At 68.1% G+C, this 21,612-nt stretch carries 20 protein-coding genes and 3 pseudogenes; 3 read left to right on the top strand and 20 right to left on the bottom strand.

Going from position 1 to position 21,612, the window contains the following annotated elements; all coding sequences use genetic code 11:
* The 14 genes and pseudogenes from uraH to CI805_RS05590 all read right to left on the bottom strand — a co-directional run bounded on the left by uraH (position 1) and on the right by CI805_RS05590 (position 12,944).
* Positions 1-333: a hydroxyisourate hydrolase gene (gene uraH, locus CI805_RS05655; RefSeq protein WP_260927018.1), complete on the bottom strand. Its 333-nt coding sequence runs from the start codon at positions 331-333 to the stop codon at positions 1-3.
* Complete coding sequence (locus CI805_RS05650; RefSeq protein WP_260927017.1) at positions 330-1,781, bottom strand: FAD/NAD(P)-binding protein; 1,452 nt, start codon at positions 1,779-1,781, stop codon at positions 330-332. Before CI805_RS05650 ends, uraH begins: the two co-directional genes overlap by 4 nt.
* Positions 1,778-2,230, bottom strand: coding sequence for a 2-oxo-4-hydroxy-4-carboxy-5-ureidoimidazoline decarboxylase (gene uraD, locus CI805_RS05645; RefSeq protein WP_260927015.1), 453 nt, complete (start codon positions 2,228-2,230; stop codon positions 1,778-1,780). The genes CI805_RS05650 and uraD overlap by 4 nt, the downstream gene beginning before the upstream one ends.
* The gene (hpxZ, locus tag CI805_RS05640) at positions 2,230-2,610 is read right to left on the bottom strand and encodes an oxalurate catabolism protein HpxZ (protein ID WP_260927012.1); all 381 of its coding nucleotides are present in this window, start codon (positions 2,608-2,610) and stop codon (positions 2,230-2,232) included. Before hpxZ ends, uraD begins: the two co-directional genes overlap by 1 nt.
* Complete coding sequence (gene puuE, locus CI805_RS05635) at positions 2,607-3,503, bottom strand: allantoinase PuuE (protein ID WP_260927834.1); 897 nt, start codon at positions 3,501-3,503, stop codon at positions 2,607-2,609. Before puuE ends, hpxZ begins: the two co-directional genes overlap by 4 nt.
* A pseudogene (locus CI805_RS05630) lies at positions 3,503-4,745 on the bottom strand (pyridoxal-phosphate-dependent aminotransferase family protein). The gene puuE and the pseudogene CI805_RS05630 overlap by 1 nt, the downstream one beginning before the upstream one ends.
* Positions 4,738-5,981 (bottom strand): annotated as a pseudogene (locus CI805_RS05625) (allantoate amidohydrolase). The pseudogenes CI805_RS05630 and CI805_RS05625 overlap by 8 nt, the downstream one beginning before the upstream one ends.
* The gene (locus CI805_RS05620; protein ID WP_260927011.1) at positions 5,975-7,558 is read right to left on the bottom strand and encodes a gamma-glutamyltransferase family protein; all 1,584 of its coding nucleotides are present in this window, start codon (positions 7,556-7,558) and stop codon (positions 5,975-5,977) included. The pseudogene CI805_RS05625 and the gene CI805_RS05620 overlap by 7 nt, the downstream one beginning before the upstream one ends.
* A 17-nt stretch (positions 7,559-7,575) precedes the next feature.
* Positions 7,576-8,528 (bottom strand): annotated as a pseudogene (locus CI805_RS05615) (5'-methylthioadenosine/S-adenosylhomocysteine nucleosidase).
* Positions 8,528-9,862, bottom strand: coding sequence for an NCS2 family permease (locus CI805_RS05610; RefSeq protein ID WP_260927009.1), 1,335 nt, complete (start codon positions 9,860-9,862; stop codon positions 8,528-8,530). The pseudogene CI805_RS05615 and the gene CI805_RS05610 overlap by 1 nt, the downstream one beginning before the upstream one ends.
* 68 nt (positions 9,863-9,930) lie before the next feature.
* Entirely contained in the window at positions 9,931-11,274 is a 1,344-nt protein-coding gene (locus CI805_RS05605) for an AtzE family amidohydrolase (RefSeq protein WP_260927007.1), read from the bottom strand.
* The gene (locus CI805_RS05600; protein WP_260927005.1) at positions 11,271-11,486 is read right to left on the bottom strand and encodes a hypothetical protein; all 216 of its coding nucleotides are present in this window, start codon (positions 11,484-11,486) and stop codon (positions 11,271-11,273) included. The genes CI805_RS05605 and CI805_RS05600 overlap by 4 nt, the downstream gene beginning before the upstream one ends.
* 193 nt (positions 11,487-11,679) lie before the next feature.
* Positions 11,680-12,450, bottom strand: a complete 771-nt coding sequence (locus tag CI805_RS05595) for a hypothetical protein (RefSeq protein WP_260927003.1) — start codon at positions 12,448-12,450, stop codon at positions 11,680-11,682.
* Positions 12,447-12,944 (bottom strand): RNA polymerase sigma factor, encoded by a 498-nt coding sequence (locus CI805_RS05590; RefSeq protein WP_260927002.1) that lies wholly within the window; start codon positions 12,942-12,944, stop codon positions 12,447-12,449. Before CI805_RS05590 ends, CI805_RS05595 begins: the two co-directional genes overlap by 4 nt.
* A gap of 83 nt (positions 12,945-13,027) precedes the next feature.
* Between CI805_RS05590 and CI805_RS05585 the strand changes: the two genes are divergently transcribed.
* The 3 genes from CI805_RS05585 (at position 13,028) to CI805_RS05575 (ending at position 15,562) form a co-directional block, all read left to right on the top strand.
* A complete protein-coding gene (locus CI805_RS05585; protein WP_260927001.1) occupies positions 13,028-14,029 on the top strand; it encodes a S8 family serine peptidase in 1,002 nt (333 codons plus the stop codon).
* Complete coding sequence (locus CI805_RS05580; protein WP_260926996.1) at positions 14,026-14,340, top strand: hypothetical protein; 315 nt, start codon at positions 14,026-14,028, stop codon at positions 14,338-14,340. Before CI805_RS05585 ends, CI805_RS05580 begins: the two co-directional genes overlap by 4 nt.
* Before the next feature lie 109 nt (positions 14,341-14,449).
* Entirely contained in the window at positions 14,450-15,562 is a 1,113-nt protein-coding gene (locus CI805_RS05575) for a hypothetical protein (RefSeq protein WP_260926993.1), read from the top strand.
* Positions 15,563-15,844: 282 nt separating this feature from the next.
* Here the strand turns inward: CI805_RS05575 and CI805_RS05570 are convergent, their stop codons facing one another.
* The 6 genes from CI805_RS05570 to CI805_RS05545 form a co-directional block, all read right to left on the bottom strand.
* Entirely contained in the window at positions 15,845-16,741 is an 897-nt protein-coding gene (locus CI805_RS05570; protein WP_260926986.1) for a phosphate ABC transporter substrate-binding protein, read from the bottom strand.
* A gap of 20 nt (positions 16,742-16,761) precedes the next feature.
* Positions 16,762-18,351: an acetolactate synthase large subunit gene (locus CI805_RS05565; protein ID WP_260926984.1), complete on the bottom strand. Its 1,590-nt coding sequence runs from the start codon at positions 18,349-18,351 to the stop codon at positions 16,762-16,764.
* Positions 18,352-18,354: 3 nt separating this feature from the next.
* Positions 18,355-19,212, bottom strand: a complete 858-nt coding sequence (locus tag CI805_RS05560; protein WP_260926982.1) for an HpcH/HpaI aldolase family protein — start codon at positions 19,210-19,212, stop codon at positions 18,355-18,357.
* Between the two features lie 14 nt (positions 19,213-19,226).
* Positions 19,227-19,595, bottom strand: a complete 369-nt coding sequence (locus tag CI805_RS05555; protein WP_260927833.1) for a hypothetical protein — start codon at positions 19,593-19,595, stop codon at positions 19,227-19,229.
* A gap of 209 nt (positions 19,596-19,804) precedes the next feature.
* On the bottom strand, positions 19,805-20,218 hold the full coding sequence (locus CI805_RS05550; RefSeq protein ID WP_260926980.1) for a hypothetical protein: 414 nt from the start codon (positions 20,216-20,218) through the stop codon (positions 19,805-19,807).
* A gap of 60 nt (positions 20,219-20,278) precedes the next feature.
* Entirely contained in the window at positions 20,279-21,595 is a 1,317-nt protein-coding gene (locus CI805_RS05545) for an MFS transporter (RefSeq protein ID WP_260926978.1), read from the bottom strand.
* Positions 21,596-21,612: the final 17 nt, after the last annotated feature.

Below are 21,612 nucleotides of genomic sequence, written 5' to 3'. Positions count from 1 at the left end.
TCAGCTCCCGCGATAGGTCGAATAGGCGTAAGGGGAAACGAGCAGGGGCACGTGATAGTGCCCGCCCTCTTGCGCGACCCCGAAATCGATGTGCACCACGTCTAGGAACGGCACTTCGGGCAGATCGACGCCGCGCGCGCGGAAGTAGTCCGCCACCGCAAAGCCCAGCCGGTAACGCCCCGGCGCGGTAGCGGGCAGATCGGGGCAGCGCCCATCGGCATTGGTCTGCCCGGCATGGAGCAGCACCCCGTCCGCGCTTTCCAGCCGGACCGCGACGCCCTGCGCCGGGCCGCCGTGCATGGTGTCGAGAACGTGGGTGGAAAGACTGGTCATGCTGTCACGCCTTCCACCGGAGCAGGCCATTCGCCCAGGAACTCCACCTCGTCATAAGCGACGAACTCCTCGATCAGCGCCTCGCGATCGTCAAGGAACAGCTGGTCGGCGATCGCGCGGATCAGCCGGGGCAGCGCGGTCTTCATGCCCGACAGCGCCGAGGCGGAGAGGCCCAGGCTGACGAGCGCGGAATAGTTGAACGCGAACAGACCGTGCAGGCGCGGGGCATCGGCGGCATGGCACGCGGTCAGCTCGAAGCCGGGGCCGAGGTAGGGATGCGCGTCGATCAGCGCGTTCTCCTGCCCGGCAGGCGGCGTGTAGCGATCGCGCCAGCAGGCGACGGCATCGGCCACGTCTGCCAGTTCGGGACGCAGTTTCGGATCACTGACGAGGCCGGTGGAGAGCACCACGAAATCGAAACGGTGCTGCCCCTGCGGCGTCGTCACCACGACTTCGTCGTTCTCGTAAGCAACGCTCAGCCACGGCGCGCCCAGATGCAGCGCAAAGCCCGGCCATGATGCCGCGCGCTGGAAGGTGTCGTTGGTCGGCGGCTGGTTATGGCCGAGGAAACTGCCGATCACCCGGTGCTTTTCGGCATCGGACAGCGCGGGATAGCGCGCGGTGAAGCCCACCCGCTCCATGAAGCGGATCGGGTTGACGCGCGGCAGGGCCTTGCGCCGCATGAACACCTCGACCGCGCCGACGCCCAGCGACAGCGCCATGTTGGCATTGTCGAACGCCGAGGCGCCGCCGCCGAGCAGGCCGATGCGCTTGCCCGCCATGCTCGCGAAATCGATCGGCTCGCTGGTGTGGGCATAGACCTCGCGCGGCAGGGCCTCGCGGATGAAGTCGGGCGTGAACCACTCGCCACCACCCTGGATGCCGGTTGCCAGCACGACCTTGCGTGCCAGCAGCGGCGCAGCGCCTTCGATGTGCAGGCGGTGGAGACCTTCGGCGGCCAGCGGCTCGATCCGCGAAAGCTTGGTATCGTTGCGCACCGGCAGCGCCAGCACGCGGCGATACCAGCGCAGATAGTCCATCCAACGCCCGCGCGGAATCTTGTCGAGCGCCTCCCACCCTTGCGCGCCGTGCTGCGCTTCGTACCAGGCCTGCACGGTCAGCGCGGGGACGCCGAAGTCCATCGGCGTCAGCCCCTTGGGCGTGCGCAGCGTGACCATGCGGGCATAGGTCTCCCATGGCCCCTCGAAGCCCTCGGCGCCCTCGTCGATGACGAGGATGTTCGACACCCGCTCGCGCAGCAGGCCGAAGGCGGCGGCGAGGCCACTCTGCCCGCCGCCGACGATGACGACATCGTAGACGTGCCCTTCGGGATGCGTGCGCGGCCGCGTCCAGTCCTCGCCGCCGTGACCTATAAGCGCAAGCTGGCGCGCGAGTTGCGCTTCCAGCGTGGGAAGCCCGATCGGGCCGCTGACAGGGGTCTCGCTCATGGCATGTCCTCAAGACGCAGGCGCACGATCTTGCCGATCTCGTCGAGCGCAGTGGCGATCTCGGCCTCGCGGGTATGGGCAAGGCGCGCGTCCATCGCGGCAAGGATGCCCGCCTTGTCGGTCAGCCGCACGCAGATGATGAAAGGCATGTCGAAGCGCGCGCGATAGGCGGCGTTCAGCTCATGAAAGCGCGCGAACTCGTCGGGCGTCAGCCGGTCCAGCCCGGCACTGGCCTGCTCCGCCGCGCTGGCATCGGTGAGCGTCCTGTCCATCGCCGCCTTGCCCGCCAGCTCGGGATGGGCGCGGATCAGCGCGAGTTGCTCGTCCGCGCTCGCCCCCTCGACCACCGCCATCAGGTCCGCCCAGCGGTCGCCCGAAGACGGCGCGGCATCGGCGCGCACTTCCACCCACGGGCTGTGCTCGAACAGGGCGGCGTGCGACAGCGCCATCAGTGGGTGCTCCCCTCCAGGCTGACATGGGCCGAGACGACCTTCCAGCCCTCCGCGAACTTCACCCATGTCTGCGTCTGGCGGCCGCGCCGCTCGCTGTTCTCGCGGAAGAACTCGGCATCCGCCGTCGCGCAAGTCTCGCCGTAGACGACGATCGAGACCTTGCCGAGCTTGCGCTGCGGCGAGCCTCCGCGCCCTTTGCGGAACTCGCGGATTTCCTCGATGCCATAGAGCACTTCGCCCACGCCATAGCGGTTGGTGGTCGGCGCCTCGTGGAACAGCGCGTCCATCGCCGGGATATCATCCTCCATCAACGCGCGCTCGTATTCCATGAAGGCGGCGGTGACTTCTTCCAGAAGAACGGGATCGTTGATGGTCATGCCGGGTGTACCTCCATCCAGTGGCGGGCGATATCGATGCGGCGGGCGACCCATGCCTCGCCGCTGTTCAGGACGTGATCGAGGAACCGCGCGAGCGCACGCGCCCGACCGGGACGCCCCGCGATGCGCGCGTGGAGGCCGACCGACATCATCCGCCCGCCCTCCTCGCAAAGCTGGTCGAAGGTGTCGCGCAAGTAGCGGAAGAACTGCTCGCCCTCTGTAAAGCCGTTGAGCGCGACGATCTTCATGTCGTTGACGTCGAGCGTGTAGGGCACCACCAGTTGGGCCTTCCCGCCATTTGCCGCGGCATGGCGCCGGTCCCAGTAGGGCAGATCGTCGGCATAGCTGTCGGCATCGTAGAGGAACCCGCCCTCCTCGGCGACGAGCCTTGCGGTGTTGGGCGAGGTCCGCCCCTGATACCAGCCGAGCGGACGCGCACCCGTCACCTTCTCGTGCAGGGCGATGGCGGCGGCGATATGCGCGCGCTCCTCGTCCTCGGGCACATACTGATAGTCGATCCAGCGAAGACCGTGGCTGGCAATCTCCCAGTCCGCCGCCTGCATCGCCGCGACCGCTTCCGGGTTCATCGCCAGCGCCTTGGCGACGCCGAACACCGTCACGGGAAGGCCGCGTTCGGTGAACAGCCGATGCAGGCGCCAGAACCCGGCGCGGCTGCCGTATTCATAGAGGCTTTCCATCGCCATCGCCCGGTCGGGGTGGCTACCCGCGCCGACCATCTCGGACAGGAACGCCTCGGAACCCTTGTCGCCGTTGAGGACGGAATTCTCCGCGCCCTCCTCGTAATTGACGACGAACTGCACCGCCACCCGCGCGCCGTTCGGCCAGCGTGGATCGGGCGGCGTCTGGCCGTAGCCGACAAGATCGCGCTCGATCATGCCTCGCGCTCCCATGCGGCAATGGCGGCAGGCACCGCCTCGCCCAGCGGCACGGTCACGCCGTTCATCGTCAGGCACGCCTCCAGCGCGGCGAGCGTCGCCAGCACCTTGTGGCGCATCGCGTTGTAACCCATCGCGCCGATCCGCCAGATCTTGCCCTGCAACGGCCCGAATGCAGTGCCGATCTCGATCTCGAACAGCTCGCGCATGGCGCGGCGCACCGCCTCGCCGTCGAGCCCCTCGGGAATATGGACGCCGGTGACGTTGGTCATGCGCGTGGCATCGGTGCCGAACACGGTCAGGCCCATCGCGCGCAACCCCGCCGTCATCGCCCTGCCCGCGCTGGCATGGCGGGCATAGCGCGCCGCCAGCCCCTCGCCCAGCGCCACGCGGGCACATTCGCGCGCAGCATAGAGCATCGAGGTCGCCTCGGTGTGGTGATTGAGGCGCTTCTCTGACCAGTAGTCCATGATCATCGCGAGGTCGAAGTAGTTCGAGCCGATGCGCGGCCCCGCCCCGTCGGTAAGGCCCGGCATGCGGATACCCGCCTCGACATGACGGCGCGCAAAGATGTGCTCTGCCGCTGCCTCGGAGATCGTAATCGGCGCCGAGCCGGACGGGCCGCCGAGGCACTTCTGCAGCCCCCGGTGACGACATCGACATCCCAGCGGTCCGCCGCCAGTTCCATGCCGCCAATAGTGGCAGTGGCATCGACATAGCTCAGCGCGCCCGCCGCCCGGCACAGTGCGCCGAAACCTTCGAGCGGCTGCGCCATCGTCGTCGAGGTATCGCCGTGGATCGTCGCGACGACATGCGGCGCGGTGCGGTGGATCGCCTCGGCGATGGCGTCCATCGGCACCGTCTCGCCCCACGGCGCTTCCACCGTCTCGATCCTGGCGCCGATGCGCTGGAGTATCTCTGTCAGCAGCAGGCCGAAGCGCCCGAAGTTGACCACCAGCACAGTATCGCCCGGCGCGACAAGGCTGACGAGCGCCGCCTCGATCCCGGCGCGCGCGGTGCCGTCGACCAGCATCGTCCAGCGGTTCTGCGTCCCGAAGATCGGCCGGTAGAGCGCCATGACCTGCTCCATGTAGCCGGTCATCTCGGGATCGAACTGGCCGAGCAGGTCCGCGCTCATCGCGCGCAGCACGCGCGGGTGGGCATTGACCGGCCCCGGCCCCATCAGCAGGCGCTGGGCGGGTCGATCTCGCCGAAGAGCTGGGGATCGAGGTCAGGCATGATACGTCGCTCCAAGGCGGTCGATAAAGCCGAGCATGACCTGAAGCGCGATATCCGCATCGGCAGGCTCGACATGTTCGGCAGGATTGTGGCTCACCCCGCCCCGGCAGCGCACGAACAGCATCGCAGTGGGGCACAGCGCGGCCATGTTCATGGCATCGTGGCCTGCGCCCGAGACAAGCCGGAACACCGGCTGCCCGACATCGGCCAGCGCCGCGTCCATCAGGTCCATCAGCGCCGGGGCGCAGGGACTGGGGCAAGGTCGTGGATCAGCGAGACATCGAGCGTCAGGCCGCGATCCGACGCGACCCGCTCGAACGCGGCGAGAATGTCGAGCGCGGCCCGGTCGCGCCGCGCCGCATCCCCCGAACGCACGTCGAGCGTGAAGCGCACTTCGCCCGCGATCACGTTGGCCGCGCCCGGCAGCGTTTCCAGCTTGCCCACCGTGGCGACAAGATCGGACGCATCGGCGCGGGCGATCCGCTCGGCGGCCAGCACCATCTCGGCGGCGCCCGCCATGGCATCGCGGCGCAGCGGCATCGCGGTGGTGCCCGCGTGCCCGGCCATGCCTTTCACGCTCACGCCATAGCGCAGTTGCGCGGCGATCCCGGTGACGGTGCCCACGGCAAGCCCTGCCGCCTCCAGCACCGGGCCCTGTTCGATATGCGTTTCGAGATAGGCGAAAATCTCGCGCGGCGAGCGCTTGGCGGAGAGGTAATCGATCAGATCGACACCCGCCTCGGCCAGCGATACGCCCGCGTTGTCCGCCAGATCGAGCGCCTCGGGCTCCAGCGTGCCCGCGACCGCCCGGCTGGTAAGCATCGCGGCGGGAAAGCGCGAGCCTTCCTCGTCCCCGAAGGCATAGACCTCGATGGCGAAGGGCAGGCGCCGCCCCTTGGCATGCAGCGCCGTGACCGCCTCGATGCCCAGCATGATGCCGAGCGGCCCATCGTAAGCCCCACCGTCGCGCACCGAATCGAGGTGGCTGGCGATCATCAGCGCGGGCGCATCCGGGGTTGCGCCCTGATAGCGCCCCACCAGATTGGCCGCCGGATCGCGCCGCACGGTCATCCCTGCCTCGGCCATCCACCCCGCGAGAGCATCCTGCGCCGCGGCATAGGCGGGCGTCAGATAGGCGCGGAACAGCCCGCCTTCCATGTCCGAATAGGGCGCGACTTTCAGCGCATCGCAACGCGCGACGGCGCGGGCGCCACCGAGGGGGAGCGCGTCTACCATCCCGCTGCCTCGCCATCGCTGCGCGGATCGGTCGCTCCCTCGAAGCTGCCGTCCGGCAGTCGCACGACCGCGCCCGCATGGCCCATCGTCGCGGTCAGACCGCCGACGCGCTCGACGTCGTGTCCGGCTTCGGCCAGCGCGGTGTAGAGCCCCTCGTCGAAGCCGTCCTCCAGCTTGAGCGAGGTCGTCACATCGCCCCAGGTCCGCCCCAGCAGCCAGCGCGGCGCGGAAATCGCCGCCTGCAGATCGACACCGAAACGCGCATAGCGGCTGAACAGCGCCGCCTGCGTCTGCGGCTGGCCCTCACCACCCATCGTACCATAGGCCATGACGCGGCCATCGTCGAACGTCGCCAGCGCGGGGTTGAGCGTGTGGAAGGGCTTGCGCCCCGGCTTCAGCGCGTTCCAGCCGCTCTCCGCCAGCCGGAACGAAGCACCCCGGTTCTGCCAGGTGATCCCGGTGCGCGGCAACACGAGGCCCGATCCGAACTCGAAATAGGTCGACTGGATGCACGAGACCACGCGCCCGTCTGCGTCGGCGGCGGCGAACCAGCAGGTATCGCCCCACTGCGGCGGCTGCGGCCATGCCAGCGCGCGCGCCGGATCTATCTGCGCCGCCATGGCATCGAGCGCCGCCGGATCGTTAAGCAGACCCTGAAAGTCGAACGTCGTGTAATCGAGATCTCCGACATGCCGGTCCCGCAGCAGGAAGGCCTGCTTGGTCGCCTCGACCAGACCGTGGACGTGATCGAAGCCATCGGGCGCTGCGGCCTGCAGGCGGTCGAACAGCGCAAGGATCAGCAGCGAGGCAAACCCTTGCGTCGGCGGCGCGGTGTTCCACAGCCGCGCGCCCGAGATGCCTACCGACAGCGGATCGGGACGCGTCGCCCGGTGCGCGGCAAGATCGGCAGCGGAAACCGGAGAGCCCAGCTCCGCCAGATCGGCCGCAATGTCGGCGGCCAGCGGCCCGCGATAGAAGCTGTCGAGGCCTTCTTCGCCCAGCAGCCGCAAGGTGGCCGCGAGCGCGGGCAGGCGTAAGGTATCGCCTTCGCGCAGCGGATGCCCCTCCGGCTCGAATGTCGCCGCATAGGCACCCGGCAGGCCGCGCAGTTCGCCGCCCTTACCCTCGGCGATGGCCGCGCCGCCCGCCGTCACCGGCACGCCCGCCTCGGCATAGGCAATCGCATCGCGCAGCAGACGGTCGAGCGGCAGGGCGCCGCCCCCCGTCTCCAGCGCCGCTTCCCACGCCGAGATCGTGCCCGCCACCGTGTTCGCCGCCAGCGGTCCCCGGAACGGCACGCTGTCCAGCCCGGCGTAGAGCGACAGATCCGCACGCGCCGCCGCGCCGCCGACGCCGTGGATCGCGTGAACGGCGCCATCAGGCTCCCGGATCAGCCAGAAGCCGTCGCCGCCGATCGCGGTCATATGCGGATAGACCACCGCCAGCGTCGCCGCGACGGCAACGCAGGCCTCGACCGCATTGCCGCCGTCTGCCAGCACATCGCGACCGGCCTTCGCGGCGAGCGCATGCGGCGCGGTAACGATGCCGTTGGCGGCGGTGACGGTGCTCAGGTTCATTGTCTTATCCGTTTCGATCAGTTCGGCAGAGCTGCCACGAAAGCGCGCACGACCTTGGCAGAATTGGCCGAGGCGAGGTGCTCGAACGTGTTCTCCATGTTGCGGTCCGCATCGCCCCCGGCGAGATCGGAGAGCGAGCGGAACACGATCGCAGGCACGGCATTGGCATAGGCGACCTGCGCCACCGAAGCGCTCTCCATATCGAGCACGCGGGCGTGCCAGGCGGTGTAGAGATATTCGCGGAACTGCGCGTTGTCGGCATAGACCCCCGCCGTCACCCCGGTCCCGCCGACCACGACCTGCGGATCGTGCGGCAGGCACAGCGCACTGTCTGCGCGAGCGTTGGCGGCGCCATCGACACAGCGGGTCATGTGGACGGTAGGCGCGACCTTGCGGGCCAGCGCCAGCAGCGCCGGGTCCATGGCGATGGTGTAATGCGTCTTCGGCGCCTCGGCGGCATTGCCCACGCGCACCCCGCGCGGGAACATGAACTGCCAGTTGGCAGGCGCTGCGGGGTCCACCGCTTCGGGCGGGCGCCAGCCCGTACCGTCCTTGCGGGCGAACGAGACCTCCAGATACTGCCCCAGTCGTCCGGCACGATCACATCGCCGATCGACAGGTGCGGATCGACGCCGCCCGCGATCCCCGAAAACACGATGCGCTTCACGGTAAAGCGGTCGAGCGCGAGCTGGGTGTTCATCGCCGCGTTGACGACGCTGACGCCGCTGCGCATCAGCAGCACCGGCTTACCCTCCAGCGTGCCCGCAAGGAAGGTCATGCCGTTGACGCTGTAGGCATGCGGCGCCCGGATCGCGGGGGCGAGCGCGTTCCACTCCGGGTCGAACGCGGTCATCACCAGCGTGCGTGGCGTGGTGTCGAGCTTGCCGCTATGGGCCGCCACCGGCGCAGCGTGAGCCAGAGAAGCGGGCGTCGTCGCAGCAAGAAAAAGCGAGGCAATCAAGGCGCGCATCAGGCGGCTCCCATCCAGACGAAGCGGGCGACGAACAGCGCCGCCAGAAGACACAGGAACCAGTCGGAGGTCTTGAGCTGTCCGCGCACCAGCTTGAGCAGCGCATGCGCGGTGATCCCGAACGCGAGGCCGTTGGCGATCGAGAAGGTCAGCGGGATCATTGCCACCGTCAGGAACGCAGGGATTGCGCTCAGCGGGTCTTCCCACTCGACTTCGGTCAGCGGCAGCAGCATCAGCCCGCCCACGATGATCAGCGCGGGCGCGGTCGCCGCCAGCGGGATCAACTGCGCATAAGGCGCCACGAACATCGTCGCGAGGAACAGCAGGCCGGTGACGACGGCGGTAAGGCCGGTGCGCCCGCCCGCCTGCACGCCCGCCGCGCTCTCGACATAGCTCGTCACCGTGCTGGTGCCCGCCATCGAGCCGACGATGGTCGATACCGCATCGGTGATGAGGATGCGGTTGAGGCCGGGGATCTTGCCAGCAGCGGTCATCAGCCCGGCCCGCTTGGTCACGGCGACCAGCGTGCCGATATTGTCGAACAGGTCGACGAACAGGAACACGAAGAGGATTTCGAGCAGGCCAAGGCCGTGGCTGCCGGTCAGCCCGAACACGCCGCCAAGGTCCAGCTTGAACAGCGTGCCCGTCAGCGCCGAAAGGCTGTAGGGCTCGGCATGGAGCGCGACCTGCCCGGTCAGCCAGCCGACCAGCGTGGTCGCGACGATGCCGATCAGCATGGCGCCGCGCACGTTCCACACCGAAAGCGCGCCGATCAGCACCAGTCCGAACAGCGCGAGCGCCGGTCCCGGCGTCTTGAGATCGCCCAGCGCCACGAACGTCGCCGGATTGGCGACGACGATCCCGGCATCCTTCAAACCGATGAAGCCGATGAACAGACCGATGCCGCCCGCCACGGCTGCGAACAAATAGGGCGGGATGGAGGCGACGATCATCTGGCGGATGCCCGTGACCGTCAGTACCAGGAAAGCGACGCCCGAGATCAGCACGCAGCCCAGCGCCACCGGCCAGGGCACATGCATCTGCTGGACCACGGTGAAGGCGAAATAGGCGTTGAGGCCCATGCCCGGCGCCAGCGCCAGCGGGGTGTTGGCGACAAGGCCCATCAGGATCGAGGCGAAGGCGGCGGCAAAGCACGTCGCCGCCGCCACCGAGGCGACCGGCATTCCTGCCGTGCCCAGGATCGCCGGATTCACCAGCACGATGTAGGACATCGTCAGGAAGGTGGTGATCCCCGCCAGCACTTCGGTGCGCGCGCTGGTGCCTCTTGCGGAGAGGGCAAAGCGCCGCTCCAGCGCACCTTTCGGCGCGTGCATTTCACCGGAGGGCGTATCAAGCGCCTCCCGTTCCATCTCGACCCCGCTCATACCGTAACCCGTCCCCGTCAAACCTCGACACCCACCGCATGACGCGGTGCAGTCACCCCGATAACCCCTTGCGATTCCAGCTCCACCGCGAAGCGCAGCAGCGCCGGTTCGCCCAGCGGCGCGCCGACCAGTTGCAGCCCCAGCGGCAACCTGCCCGGACGGTAGAGCGGCACGGCCAGCGATGGCAATCCGGTAAAGCTGATCGGCTGCGTGTGCAGGCCCAGATTGGCGCGCGCTGCCACCATCTCGCCATCGACGAGGATGCGCGGATCGGCGATCGTCGGCGCCGCGCACGGCGTGGCAGGGGCCAGCAGCACGTCCCAGTCGGCCATCACTGCCTCGATCCGGGCGCGGTATTGCGCGCGATAGTCCTGCGCGCGCCGGTAGAGTTCGTCGGGCAGCAGCGCGCCTGCCAGCAGGCGATCGCGGGTCTGCGGATCGAAGGCCATGGCATCGCGCGCAAGGTCCGCCTCGTGTAGACGCCCGCCCTCGTAGGCCGTGATGACGAAAGCGGCGGAGCGCGCCACCGCGACATCGGGCAGCTCCACCAGCGGTGCGCCCGAGGCCACCGCGTCGATCACTGCCAGCTGATCGGGATCGGCATTCTCGCGGAAGCGGCCACCCAGCCGGGCGATGCGCAGCGGTGCCTGATCTTGCGGGGCGGAACGCTGCGAGAGCACTTCCCAAACCGTCGCCATATCGCCTGCATCGCGCGCAAAGGGGCCTACGTCATCGAAGCTTTCGGCAAACGGAAACACGCCCGCCAGCGGCAGGTCTCCGTGGCTGGGCTTTAGGCCATAGAGCCCGGTCAGACTGGCAGGCACGCGCACCGATCCGTTGGTGTCCGAGCCCAGCGCCAGCGGCATCAGCCCCGCCGCCACGACCGCCGCCGAACCGCCGGAGGAACCGCCCGCAAGGCGCGCCGGGTCATGCGGGTTGCGCGTGGTGCCGTGCAGCGCGTTGATGGTCGCAAAGCCGTAGGCGAATTCGTCCATGTTGAGCGTGGCGACCAGCACCGCGCCCGCCGCCTGCATCCGCCGCACCGCCTCGGCATCGGCGCGCGCGGGTGACGCCCCAGCATGAATGCGCGATCCTGCGGTGGTGGGAAGGCCCGCCACGTCTAACAGGTCCTTCACGCCATAAGGCACACCCGCCAGCGGGCCCGGATCGCGCCCCTCGGCCACCAGAACGTCGACGGCATCGGCTTCGGCCAGCGCCCGTTCGGCCAGCACCCGCGTTATGGCGCGGAGTGGATCATCAGTTCCGGCGTGGAGCTGCTCAAGACATCCTTCCACGACTTCGCGCGCGCTGAGCCGCCCGGCGCGAACCGCGCTGGCGATCTGCCTTGCCTTGAAGGTCACGCCACACGGCTCCCGTCATCTGCAAGGCGGGCGGCATGCGATGCCAGCAGCGCCATGTTCGCCTCCACGCCCTCAAGGCATTCGACCGGAATGGCGAGACCGCGCGCGGCGGCGGCACTCAGGATTTCCTCACGCGTGCGGGCGATGCGAAACGGCGCCGAAGCGGCAGCGGATACCGTGGTATTTGGAAGTGGGCTGGCCGGATTTGTCATGCCCGAACCTCTCTGAGGAGAAACCCCGGATCGACCGCGCAGGAGACTTGCGAGAAGTCCCCTCCGACGGTCGACCGGGCAGGGAGAGAGGGTAACATCGGTTGCATGCTGGGGACAGGTTGCCTCCACACCCCTGCGCGATCAAACGCAATGATTGGCACAGCGCATTGCAAAAATGCGCGCACTTAATGGACTACTTTTCCCAACCCGATGCGCGGGCCTGCTGCTCTGCCGTGGCGTCAAGCGGATCGCCTTTCGCCATGTCCTGCGCCGCCGTCATCAGATCGGCCTCGGCAGAGCCCGCCTGCCGGTATTCGCCGGTTTCGCCGCTCTCACGCCCGGTCGTGCGTTCGAGCACCCAGTGCCCCTGATCGTGGCAGGCGAGGCCCGCGCTCGCGGAAGCCTCGTAGACGCGGCAGAAATCGCCGTCGCCGCGCCGGAAGCTGGTGAGGATACGCACCCCGCCGTCCGCTTGTGCAGAGGCGAGCTGCGTATCGAGCCCGCGCTTGAGCGCCCCCGCCGCGAACAGTTGCCCACCCCGCTCGACCACTTGCCCGCGCGGCACCAGTTGCGTGCCCAGGAACAGGCCCAGCACCAGCGAGGCGGCGATCGCCGGCCCGGCCCGCCACAGCCATGCGGTGCGCGGTGGCGTCAACGGCAAGGCTTCCCGCTGCGCCTTGGCCGCAGCAAAGTCGATCACCGGCGCCGCTTCGGCTTCCGGTTCGGCAGCGACCTCCCCCTTCGACGCGCGTGCCTTCTCGATCATCGCTGTCCAGACAGGCGGCACCGGCTCTTCCAGTACCGGATCGAGATGGGCGCCCAGCATCGCGCGAAGCTTGCGTTGTGCCTCCAGCCGTTGCGCCAGCGCGGGATCGGCGGCGAGCGCGGCGCGTACGCGTTCCGCCTCGTCGGGCGCCAGTTCGCCGTCGGCGAAGGCCGCCAGGTCGTTGTCGCTCACGCTCATGTCACTTCTCCCAGTTCGCGCAACAGCGCCTCGCGCCCGCGCCCCAGCCGCGAGGTCAATGTTCCCTGCGGCACGCCGAGGATTTCTGCTGCCTCGCGATAGGCAAAGCCTTCGACCATCACCAGCAGCACCGCCTCGCGCTGTTCCGCAGGCAGCCGGTCGAGCGCGCGGTCGACATTGTTCATCTCCACCCGCACTTCCGCCTCGGGCGTGCCCGAGGTGCCCACGGCCAGCCCTTCGCTCTCGTCCACGAAAGTCTGCGCGCGGCGCCCTCTGGCGCGGGCCTCATCGATCCATTGGTTCCGCATGATCCTGTATACCCAAGCATCGAGGCGCGTGCCCTCCTGCCACTGGTGGCAGGCGCGCAACGCACGCTCGATCGTCTGCTGGCACAGATCGTCCGCGTCCGCCGCATCGCGGGTAAGGCCGCGCGCAAACCGCCGCAGGCGCGGCAGCAGGGCGGTCAGTTCGTCGCAGAAACTTTCTGTGCTCATCGAATTGTCTTGCCTGAGGATGAAACGGCGGGACGATGACGTTTCATCCGTGAGTGCTACGAATTTTCGAAAGGGACAAGCAAATGCGCCGCCGCGCCGCAATATGGGCGACAATGACCACCGCGATCGCGACCGCCGCGCTGCTCACGCCGCCCCTGCACGCGCAGCTGGTGAGCGGGCTGCCGACCGGCGGGGCGCTCGATCCCGGCACGGCGCTGGGGCAGGTGCGCGACGGCGTGAAAGGCGCGCTCGACGACATTGCCTCGCCGCTCACCGATCCCTTGGCACATACCTTGCGCGATGCCACCTCGCTGGCGCGCGAGCGGCTGCAGCGCCTTGCCCGGTTCGTCAGCCGTCACAAGGACAGTGTGGAATGGGACGAGGACCACCAGCCCGCCGTGCGCGGCGAAGTGCTGCTGCTCGATCCCGATCCCACCGCGCTGGCAACGGCGAAAGGCGCGGGATACACGGTGATCGAGAACGGCACGCTTGACGGTCTCGGCATTGCCTATGCCCGGCTGCGCACGCCTGACGGTCAATCGCTGGCCCGCGCGGTGGATGGCTTGCGCAAGGCGCTGCCGGGCCGCGAGATCTCCGCCGACCAGCTGCACTTTCCGGCGGGCGCCTCCACGTCGTCGTCCCGAGAGACCAGCCGCCCCTCCCCGTCCGACCTGCCGCGCGGCGGCACCGTGGGCGTGATCGACGGCGGCTTCGGCACCGGCTCGCCGCAGAGCGCCGCCCGTATCGTCGCCCAGCGCGGCTTCGCCCAAGGCGCCCCGCGCGTCAGCGACCACGCCGCCGCCATCGCCTCGCTGCTGGCAGGCGCGGGCACGGCGCGGCTCTACGATGCCGATGTCTACGGCAGCGATCCGGCGGGCGGCAACGCGCTGGCGATCGCCCGCGCGCTGGGCTGGATGCAGCAGGAGGCGGTGCCGGTGGTCTCGATCAGCCTTGTCGGCCCGGCCAATCCGCTGCTCGCCCGTGCAGTGGCAGCGGCGCAGCAGCGCGGCATGACCATCGTGGCCGCCGTAGGCAATGACGGCGCCGCAGCGCCCCCGCCTACCCCGCCTCCTACCCCGGCGTGATCGCCGTCACCGGCATCGACGGTGCGGGCCGCGTGCTGATCGAGGCGGGCCGCGCTACGCATCTGGACTATGCCGCGCCCGGCGCGGACATGAGCGCGCTGGTGCCAAAAAGAGGCCGCATCGATTTGCGCGGTACCTCCTATGCCGCCCCTTTGGTCGCCTCGCGCATCGCCGCGCGCAGACAGGGCGGCGCGGATGCACGCGCGGCCCTGCGCGCGACCGATGCCGAAGCGCTTTCCGGCCGGCGCAACACCGGGCGCTCCGAAACTGGCCGGGGCGTGCTCTGCAACATCTGCCGCTCGGGGCTCTGAGCGAATATTTCCGAAAAATCTCGTTGCCGAGGGATGAAAGCGAAACCGGCACCCGTTCCTTCCCCGAGCCTCCCGAAATGGAGGTAGGGACGCAAGAAGGAGCACACCGATGAACAGGAAGACTCTCGCAACCATTCTCACCACCACCTCGGTCGCGCTGGCGATCTTCGCCGTGCCCGGCGTGGCACAGGCCCAGCTGCTGGGCGGCGGCGGTCTCGGTGGTGGCGGCCTTGGCGGCGCGCTGGGCGGCGGCTTCGGCGGCACGCTGAGCGGCATGGGCAGCTCGGTCGGCAGCACCATGGACGGCGACGGCGCCTTCGGCGTTACCCGCACCGGCCGCAACGTGACGTCGAACGCGAGCGGCAGCGCCGCCAAGACCGTGAAGACCCGCCGTCACCGCAGCAGCGACACAACTTCCAGCACCACGCCGTCGAGCACCGGCACGACCTCGGACACCTCGGCCACCCGCTCGGCCACCGGCAACCTGACCGGCTCGGCGAGCTCGATGCTGGGCAACGGTTCGACGACCGGCGCGGCCAATGGCTCGGGCAACCTGCTGGGCAGCGCCGCGACGCCGGATGCCTCGGGTCTTACTTCCAGCGCGAAAAGCGCCGCCGCCAACGCCCGCTCGACCGCTGCGGATCGTGCGCAGGGCGCCTCTGGCCGCCTTCAGAGCGCTTCCGGCAAGGCCCGCAGCGCCACCTCTAACGCCACCAGCGGCGCGCGCTCGGCGCTGACCTCTGCGGCTTCGGAAACCGGCGTTTCGGGTTCGGGTACCGGCAGCACCAGCGGCTCGGCGAACAGTTCGGGCGCCAATGGCTCGGCCTCGGGCGGGCTGCTGGGCAGCGTCAGCACACCTGACACATCGGGCGCGACTTCGGCCCTCACCTCGCGCGCGGCCAATACGGCTTCCGGCACCGCGTCCAGCGCCCGCACGGCGGCCTCGAATGCCCGTTCGGCCACCACCCAGCGCGCGAAGACCGCAACAGGCAAGCTGCGCGATACCGCCGGTTCGCTATCGGACACGTCGTCGGACTCTTCCGTCAGCGGCAGCGGTGACGGCTCGGCCAGCGCCACCACCGGCAAGCGCACCACCACCGCCACCGGATCGGGCAGCGGCTCTGCCTCGCGCAATGGCGCCAGCGGTTCGGTGAACCTGGGCGTCAGCAGCGAAAAGGCCACGACTGCGAATAGCGGCTCAGGCAGCAGCGCCGCCCAATAACCCCCCGCCCCGGCAGACCCGCAAGCGCGGGCCCCGGAGGCCGACGCGCCCCGCAGGCCATCCAACCCCTGCGGGGCGTGTCATCGCATCGCATGCCGGATCGACACGAAAAAACGGGCCGGAGCGAAACTCCGGCCCGTCAGTGTCAGGATGGACCAAAGGCATGTTCCGGACGGAGCATGCCCCATCCGGCACCGACCCGCTCGCTCCCACCGTCGCCCCACAGGTGCGCCGGGCAAGAGAGCGGATCGATGCCGGTTATTCGCCGGTCAGCGAATTCCTTTACCCCAGCGCGCCGGTGGTCTCGTCGAACAGCGAGTCCACGCTCATGCGCGCAGGGATGATCTTCTGCTCGTAGGCCCAGTCGATGGCGAGTTGCAGACCCTTGCGGTTGGCCTCAAGCCCCATAGGCGGGAACGGATCGGGCAGCCCGCCTTCAGTGAGGTCGCGCGTCTCGCCGATCATGCGGTAGAGTTCGCGCACCACGTCGGGGCGGTTCTTCGACAAATCCTCGTGCACCACGAACATGTGGTTGATCGGCACCACGCCTTCGCGCGCGAACCACTCCTTGGCGGCGTTGAAGGGATCGGGGATCAGCCGCTCGACGCGCGGGTCCTTGGGCAGATCGACGCCCTGAAGCGTCGCGGTCAGTTCGCCGTCGAGCATCATCTGGCCGATGTCAGAGCCCTTGGGCAGACGCACGCAGTTGTCGGGATCGGTATATTCGAGCAGGTGCCCGTCACCGCCGGTCATCCATGTCACCTTGTTCAGATCGACGCCGTATTCGTGCTGCAGCACGCCGCGCACCCACAGACCGGTGGTCTGCGCATAGGTCCGCACGCCCACCTTCTTGCCCTCGATGTCCTTGGGCGCGACGTGGCCGAGTTCGCGGTTGTACCCGGCGCAATGGTGCTGGAACCGGCCCGAGACCGGCGCGGGCAGGATCACCCACGGCTTGCCGTAGGCCTTGGCCTGCAGATAGGTGACGATTGCCAGTTCGCCGCAGTCGAAGGCATTCTCGCGCAGCATCGGCTTGAAGCCGTTATGCGCCTTTTCCGGGCCGCAGAAGTCGAGCTTGACGATCTCGGACGAGACGCGCCCGTCCTTCAGTGCCTTGGTCTGCGGATAGTCCTGCACGTTGGCGCGCAGGGTGAGCACGTCTGTATTGGTATCGGTCATGGACTCTCTCCCCTCTTTTCTCAGTAGAGCTTCACTTCGATCAGGCAGGGGCCGTCCATCTCGGCCGAGCGCGCCATCTCCTTGTAGAAGTCTCCGGCGTTATCCACCTGCACGCCGGGCACGCCCATGGACTTTGCCATGGCCACCCAGTCGATCGTCGGACGGTCGATGTCGATCATCGCCATCGCCTGCGGCCCCGGCGTCGCGCCCGCACCCATGTTGGTGTATTCGGCCTTGAGGATCGCGTACTGGTTGTTGGCGAAGATGATCGTGGTGATCGGCAACCCTTCGCGCGCCTGCGTCCACAGCGACTGGATCGTGTACATCGCCGAGCCGTCACCCACCATGCAGAAGGTCCGCCGGTCAGGACAGGCAAGCGAGGCCCCGGTGGCGACGGGGGTGCCGTAACCGATCGAGCCGCCCATGTTGTTGATCAGGTCATGCGGACGCGCGCCCATCGTCAGGCCCATCGTCTGGCGCCCGGTGGTGAGCGATTCGTCGACGAGGATCGCGCCTTCCGGCAGCGCGGCGGAGAGCGCATGGGCGATCGTCTCGGCCCCCAGCGCGCCCGAAGGGATTGGCGCCTCGATACGCTCCTGCACCAGCGGGGCAGCGTCGCGACAACCGCCCAGCGCCTCGATCAGCATCTCGAAGCCCAGCGCCGAATCCTCGTCGGGCTCGACGAAGGAATGGACGATGGTTTCCGGCCCCTTCATCAGACTGGGCTGGTCGGGATAGCTGAAGAACGCCACCGGCTCCTTCGTCTCCACCGTGACGATGTGCTTGAAGCCCGCCAGGAACGCGCGCGCCTGCGGCACCGCGTAAGGGATGCGCTCCAGCGGGGTGCGGCCTGCACCACGCTCGATACGCGCGGTGAAGAACTGCGAGCCGAGCCGCGCGCCGGTGGCGCCTGCCACCTTGCCCGCCAGGGCCAATGCCTGCCCACGCGTGGCGCGGTTGCCCAGAATGATGAGCACCGGCTCGCCAGAGCGCAGCACGCGCGCCACGTTGTCGACCCGCGCCTGATCGGGGGCGGTGCGCGGACGGCCAAGCCCCGTCGGCACCTTCGAGGGACCGGCGGCCTTCCACGCGGTATCGCCCGGCAGGATCAGCGTGGCGATCTGGCCGGGGTGCTCGCTGGCCTTCGCCACCGCGCTGGCGGTATCCCAGGCGATGGTCGTCGAGCTTTCGGCGCGGCGCACCCAGTGGCTGAGCGGCCGCGCAAGGCCCTCAATGTCCGAAGTCAGTGGCGGATCGTACTTCAGGTGGCTGGCCGAATGCTCACCCACGATATTGACCATGCCGGAAGAGGCGCGCTTGGCATTGTGGATGTTCGACAGGCCGTTCGCGAGCCCCGGCCCCAGATGCAGCAGCGTGGAGGCGGGCGTCTCCTTCATGCGATACCAGCCGTCCGCCGCGCCGGTGCACACGCCCTCGTAAAGGCACAGCACGCTTTTCATGCGCGGATTGTCGAGCGCGGCCAGAAAGTGCATCTCGGACGTGCCGGGATTGGCGAAGCACACGTCGACGCCGTTGTCGGCCAGTGTGTTGACCAGCGTCTGCGCGCCGGTCATCTCGCCTGCTTCGGGGTTGGGGTTCGCTTCGGCCATGGCTCAGTACCCCGCCAGTTCGCGGCCCTGCCCGACCACGCCATAGCTGCGCGAAGGGGCGGACATCAGGAAGCGATAGCCTTCGCCGATCAGGCGCTCGACGTTCTTGGCATTGGTGTGCGGGTTGCCGACCACCACGTTGTGCTTCTTGCAGGTCTCGACGATACGGCGCATCGCATCGAGCACTTCGGGATGCTCGTACTGGCGCGGATAGCCGAGCGCCTGCGAAAGATCGCCCTCGCCGATCAGCACGAAGCCGATGCCGGGCACGTTGGCGAGGATATCGTCGAGGTTCTCGATCGCCTCGGGGCTCTCGCACATCATGCCCACCAGCAGTTCGCCATGCGGAGCCAGCGGCCAGACGTCGGCCTTGGCGTAGTATTCGTGCTGGGTCAGGCCCCAGTAGCGCGCTGCCGTGGCCGGGCCGTCGCCGCGAATGCCCTTGGGCTCGTAGAGCGCCGCGCCGGTCGGCCTGGCATAGCGGCACGAGGCGACCATGTTGTAGGCCTGCTCGACGGTCGAGACGTGCGGGGTGATGACGCCGTAGACGCCGCGATCCAGCACCTGCTTGGCCTGGAACTGGTTCATCTCGGCGCCGTTCGCCGGAATGCGCGCAATCGGCGTCACCGCCGGGGCGACCGAGCCGGTCGAGGCGATTGTCTTGCGGTTGAGCATGTACTGCAGCGCGTCGCCCAGTCCGGCCACGTCGTAGGGGTTGTGCTCCATCTCGAACACCACGCCATCGTAAGGCGCGTCGGTCATTTCCTGCGCGGTCAGCTTGTCGACCTTGGCGAAGCAGGTGAAGGCGGGCTTGCCGGCTTCGAAGGCGCGGATGATGCCGTTGAGGCGATTGTCGGTCATGTCAGTCAGGCCTTTCAGGCAGCTTCGGTCTGTTCTTCGGGGCTCCAGTACATGAAGCCCATGCCTTCGCCGGTGCCGGCAGCGGTGCGCCAGCACGGCACGTAGTCGACCAGTTTCATCTGCGCGCCGGTGTGCTGGAGCGCCATCATCACGATGGAGTAGATCTTCACCTCCGACGTGCCCGACTGGTAGTAGGTGTCGGGAATGGCGGCGAGGCCGTCGTAATCGTAGCTCGCCAGCATCCCCATCACGTTGCGGTCGAACTCCTCGTCGTTGACGAAGTGCGACAGGCCGCCCGAGGCGATCACCGCCACGCGCACGTCCTCGGGCCAGGCCTCGATCGCATCGCGCAGCACGCGGCCGAACTCGATGCAGCGCGCCATCGAGGGCTGCGTGGGCGGATAGAACAGGTTGAACAGCACCGGCACATGCGGCGGCACATCGTCACCCATGATCTGGTGATAGACGAAGCTGTAGGCATGCGGGACCACCGGATAGTCCGGCGCATAGCCGCGCTGACGCTCCATCCAGGTGTTCTGCGGCCAGGCTTGCAGGTCGTTGAGATCGAAATTCTGCTCCTGAAACTTGCCGATCAGGTAGGTCGCGAACTCGGGATGGGCCTTGTGGACGACATGATGATCGGGCGCATAGACCGGGCGCTGCGGCGGGCCATTATGGACTTCCTCACCGGTGTAGATGGTGATCGCGGGGACTGGTCGGGCCAGATTTCCTTCTGGTCCTTGCCCAGCACGATGCACACATCGACCTTGGCGCGCTTGTAGGCTTCGGCCATCTCGTCCAGCGCGGCACGGCACTTGGCGGCACGTTCGGTGCGCTCTTCCATGGTCAGGCCATATTCGAAGGCGGCGCCGCGCTCGGCCTCCAGTTCGGGATAGGTCCAGGTCTTGCCCTTGTACCACAAGGCCGGGTTGTTGCGGTCGCGCTCGCCGTTGGTGAGCCAGTCTTCCGGTGCCTGTCCCAGCATGCCGCTGTGGGGGACAGCCATTCCGAATACGATTTTAGCCATTGTCTTGTATCCCTTGTCGAGGATCGAATCCGTTGATGCTTATGCTGCCGCGTGGACCTTGGGTGCCCAGCGCGGTTGCAGCACGAAGATGGTGGTGAGTGCGCCCAGCGCGCAGAAGGCCACGATCACGAGGATCGGCAGGTCGTAGCCGCCGCTCGCCGAAAGCAGCCAGCCCGAGATCAGCGCGGCGGCGCCGCCCGAGATGCTGGTCGCCACCTGCTGCACGCCGGTAACGAGGCCGACGGCGGGCTTGGGGATCAGCGTCAGGCGGCACAGCGCCAGGTTGTTCGCGGTGGCAAGGCCCAGACACGAGAGCGAGAACACGTTCCAGAACAGCGCGGTATCGAGGTTGGTCGAATAGGCGCCCAGCAGGATCGTGCTCGCGCCGACGAACCCGGCAACGGTGAAGGCCTTGCGCACGAACACCGCGTTGCCGCCATGGGCGATGATCCGGTCCGCCGCCCAGCCCGCGACAACCGCGACGATGGCAATCCCAGAGAAGCTGAAGAAGGTATAGAGGCCCGACTGCTTGAGCGAGAGGCCATGCTGCTCGACCAGATACGAAGGCATCCAGGTCATGCAGTAGAACGTGAAATAGCCATAGCAGAAGCTGACGATCAGCGTTCCCCACACCAGCGGGCTGGCAAGGATCGCGCCCAGCGTCACGGCCGAGGCCTTGCGGCGCACTTCGGCGCGCATTTCGGGCGGCGGCAGATCGTTGCGCACGCCGAAGATCCACGGCACCAGCCACAGCATGCCGACGATGCCGGTGGCGAAGAACATCGTGCGCCAGTCATGCGCGGTGATCAGCCACGCCGCGACCGGGGCGCCGATCGCCGGGCCAAGCTTGTTGCCCGCCGTGAAGATGCCGACCGCCGTACCTGCCGAGCCTTCGGAGAAGTTGTCGCGGATCCAGCGATAGCTGGCGGGGATCACAGCCGCTTCCGCCGCGCCGACAATGATGCGCATGACGATCAGCGCGAACAGCGTCGAGATCGCCCCGGTCACGGCCGTCGCCACGCACCACAGCGCGAAGCAGATGGTGTAGGGCAGCTTCACGCCATAACGATCGACCAGCCAGCCCATCGGGATCTGGATCAGGCCATAGGACCAGAAGAAGGCCGAGTTCACCCAGCCGCGATCGACATCGGTCAGGCCGAAGTGATCGATGAAGGGCTTTTCGGCCAGCGCCGAGGAAATGCTGGTACGATCGACGTAGGCGATCATCACCCCCAGCGCGAGCAGGATCAGGATCGCCCAGGTCGTCGCGTTGACGCGCGGCGTATCGTCGAGCAGGCCTTCACCCGCCAACGAGGGCACTTCCACCCCGTCCCTGCTCTCTATTGCCCTTGCCATGTCACTCTCCAATTTCT

The organism is Novosphingobium sp. 9, from assembly GCF_025340265.1.
Classification (GTDB): domain Bacteria; phylum Pseudomonadota; class Alphaproteobacteria; order Sphingomonadales; family Sphingomonadaceae; genus Novosphingobium.
This window is presented reverse-complemented; position numbering and strand designations above follow the sequence as displayed.

Excerpts from the sequence above, each read along its gene's own strand:
- CI805_RS05595 (WP_260927003.1), bottom strand. The coding sequence starts at position 12,450 with ATGAGCGTGAGCGACAACGACCTGGCGGCCTTCGCCGACGGCGAACTG.
- uraD (WP_260927015.1), bottom strand. The coding sequence starts at position 2,230 with ATGGCGCTGTCGCACGCCGCCCTGTTCGAGCACAGCCCGTGGGTGGAA.
- uraH (WP_260927018.1), bottom strand. The coding sequence starts at position 333 with ATGACCAGTCTTTCCACCCACGTTCTCGACACCATGCACGGCGGCCCG.
- CI805_RS05570 (WP_260926986.1), bottom strand. The coding sequence starts at position 16,741 with ATGACCGATACCAATACAGACGTGCTCACCCTGCGCGCCAACGTGCAG.
- CI805_RS05620 (WP_260927011.1), bottom strand. The coding sequence starts at position 7,558 with ATGAACCTGAGCACCGTCACCGCCGCCAACGGCATCGTTACCGCGCCG.
- CI805_RS05555 (WP_260927833.1), bottom strand. The coding sequence starts at position 19,595 with ATGGCGCGCTGCATCGAGTTCGGCCGCGTGCTGCGCGATGCGATCGAG.
- CI805_RS05600 (WP_260927005.1), bottom strand. The coding sequence starts at position 11,486 with ATGACAAATCCGGCCAGCCCACTTCCAAATACCACGGTATCCGCTGCC.
- CI805_RS05560 (WP_260926982.1), bottom strand. The coding sequence starts at position 19,212 with ATGACCGACAATCGCCTCAACGGCATCATCCGCGCCTTCGAAGCCGGC.
- hpxZ (WP_260927012.1), bottom strand. The coding sequence starts at position 2,610 with ATGACCATCAACGATCCCGTTCTTCTGGAAGAAGTCACCGCCGCCTTC.
- CI805_RS05585 (WP_260927001.1), top strand. The coding sequence starts at position 13,028 with ATGCGCCGCCGCGCCGCAATATGGGCGACAATGACCACCGCGATCGCG.
- CI805_RS05575 (WP_260926993.1), top strand. The coding sequence starts at position 14,450 with ATGAACAGGAAGACTCTCGCAACCATTCTCACCACCACCTCGGTCGCG.
- CI805_RS05590 (WP_260927002.1), bottom strand. The coding sequence starts at position 12,944 with ATGAGCACAGAAAGTTTCTGCGACGAACTGACCGCCCTGCTGCCGCGC.
- CI805_RS05545 (WP_260926978.1), bottom strand. The coding sequence starts at position 21,595 with ATGGCAAGGGCAATAGAGAGCAGGGACGGGGTGGAAGTGCCCTCGTTG.
- CI805_RS05565 (WP_260926984.1), bottom strand. The coding sequence starts at position 18,351 with ATGGCCGAAGCGAACCCCAACCCCGAAGCAGGCGAGATGACCGGCGCG.
- CI805_RS05550 (WP_260926980.1), bottom strand. The coding sequence starts at position 20,218 with ATGGCTGTCCCCCACAGCGGCATGCTGGGACAGGCACCGGAAGACTGG.
- CI805_RS05650 (WP_260927017.1), bottom strand. The coding sequence starts at position 1,781 with ATGAGCGAGACCCCTGTCAGCGGCCCGATCGGGCTTCCCACGCTGGAA.
- CI805_RS05610 (WP_260927009.1), bottom strand. The coding sequence starts at position 9,862 with ATGCACGCGCCGAAAGGTGCGCTGGAGCGGCGCTTTGCCCTCTCCGCA.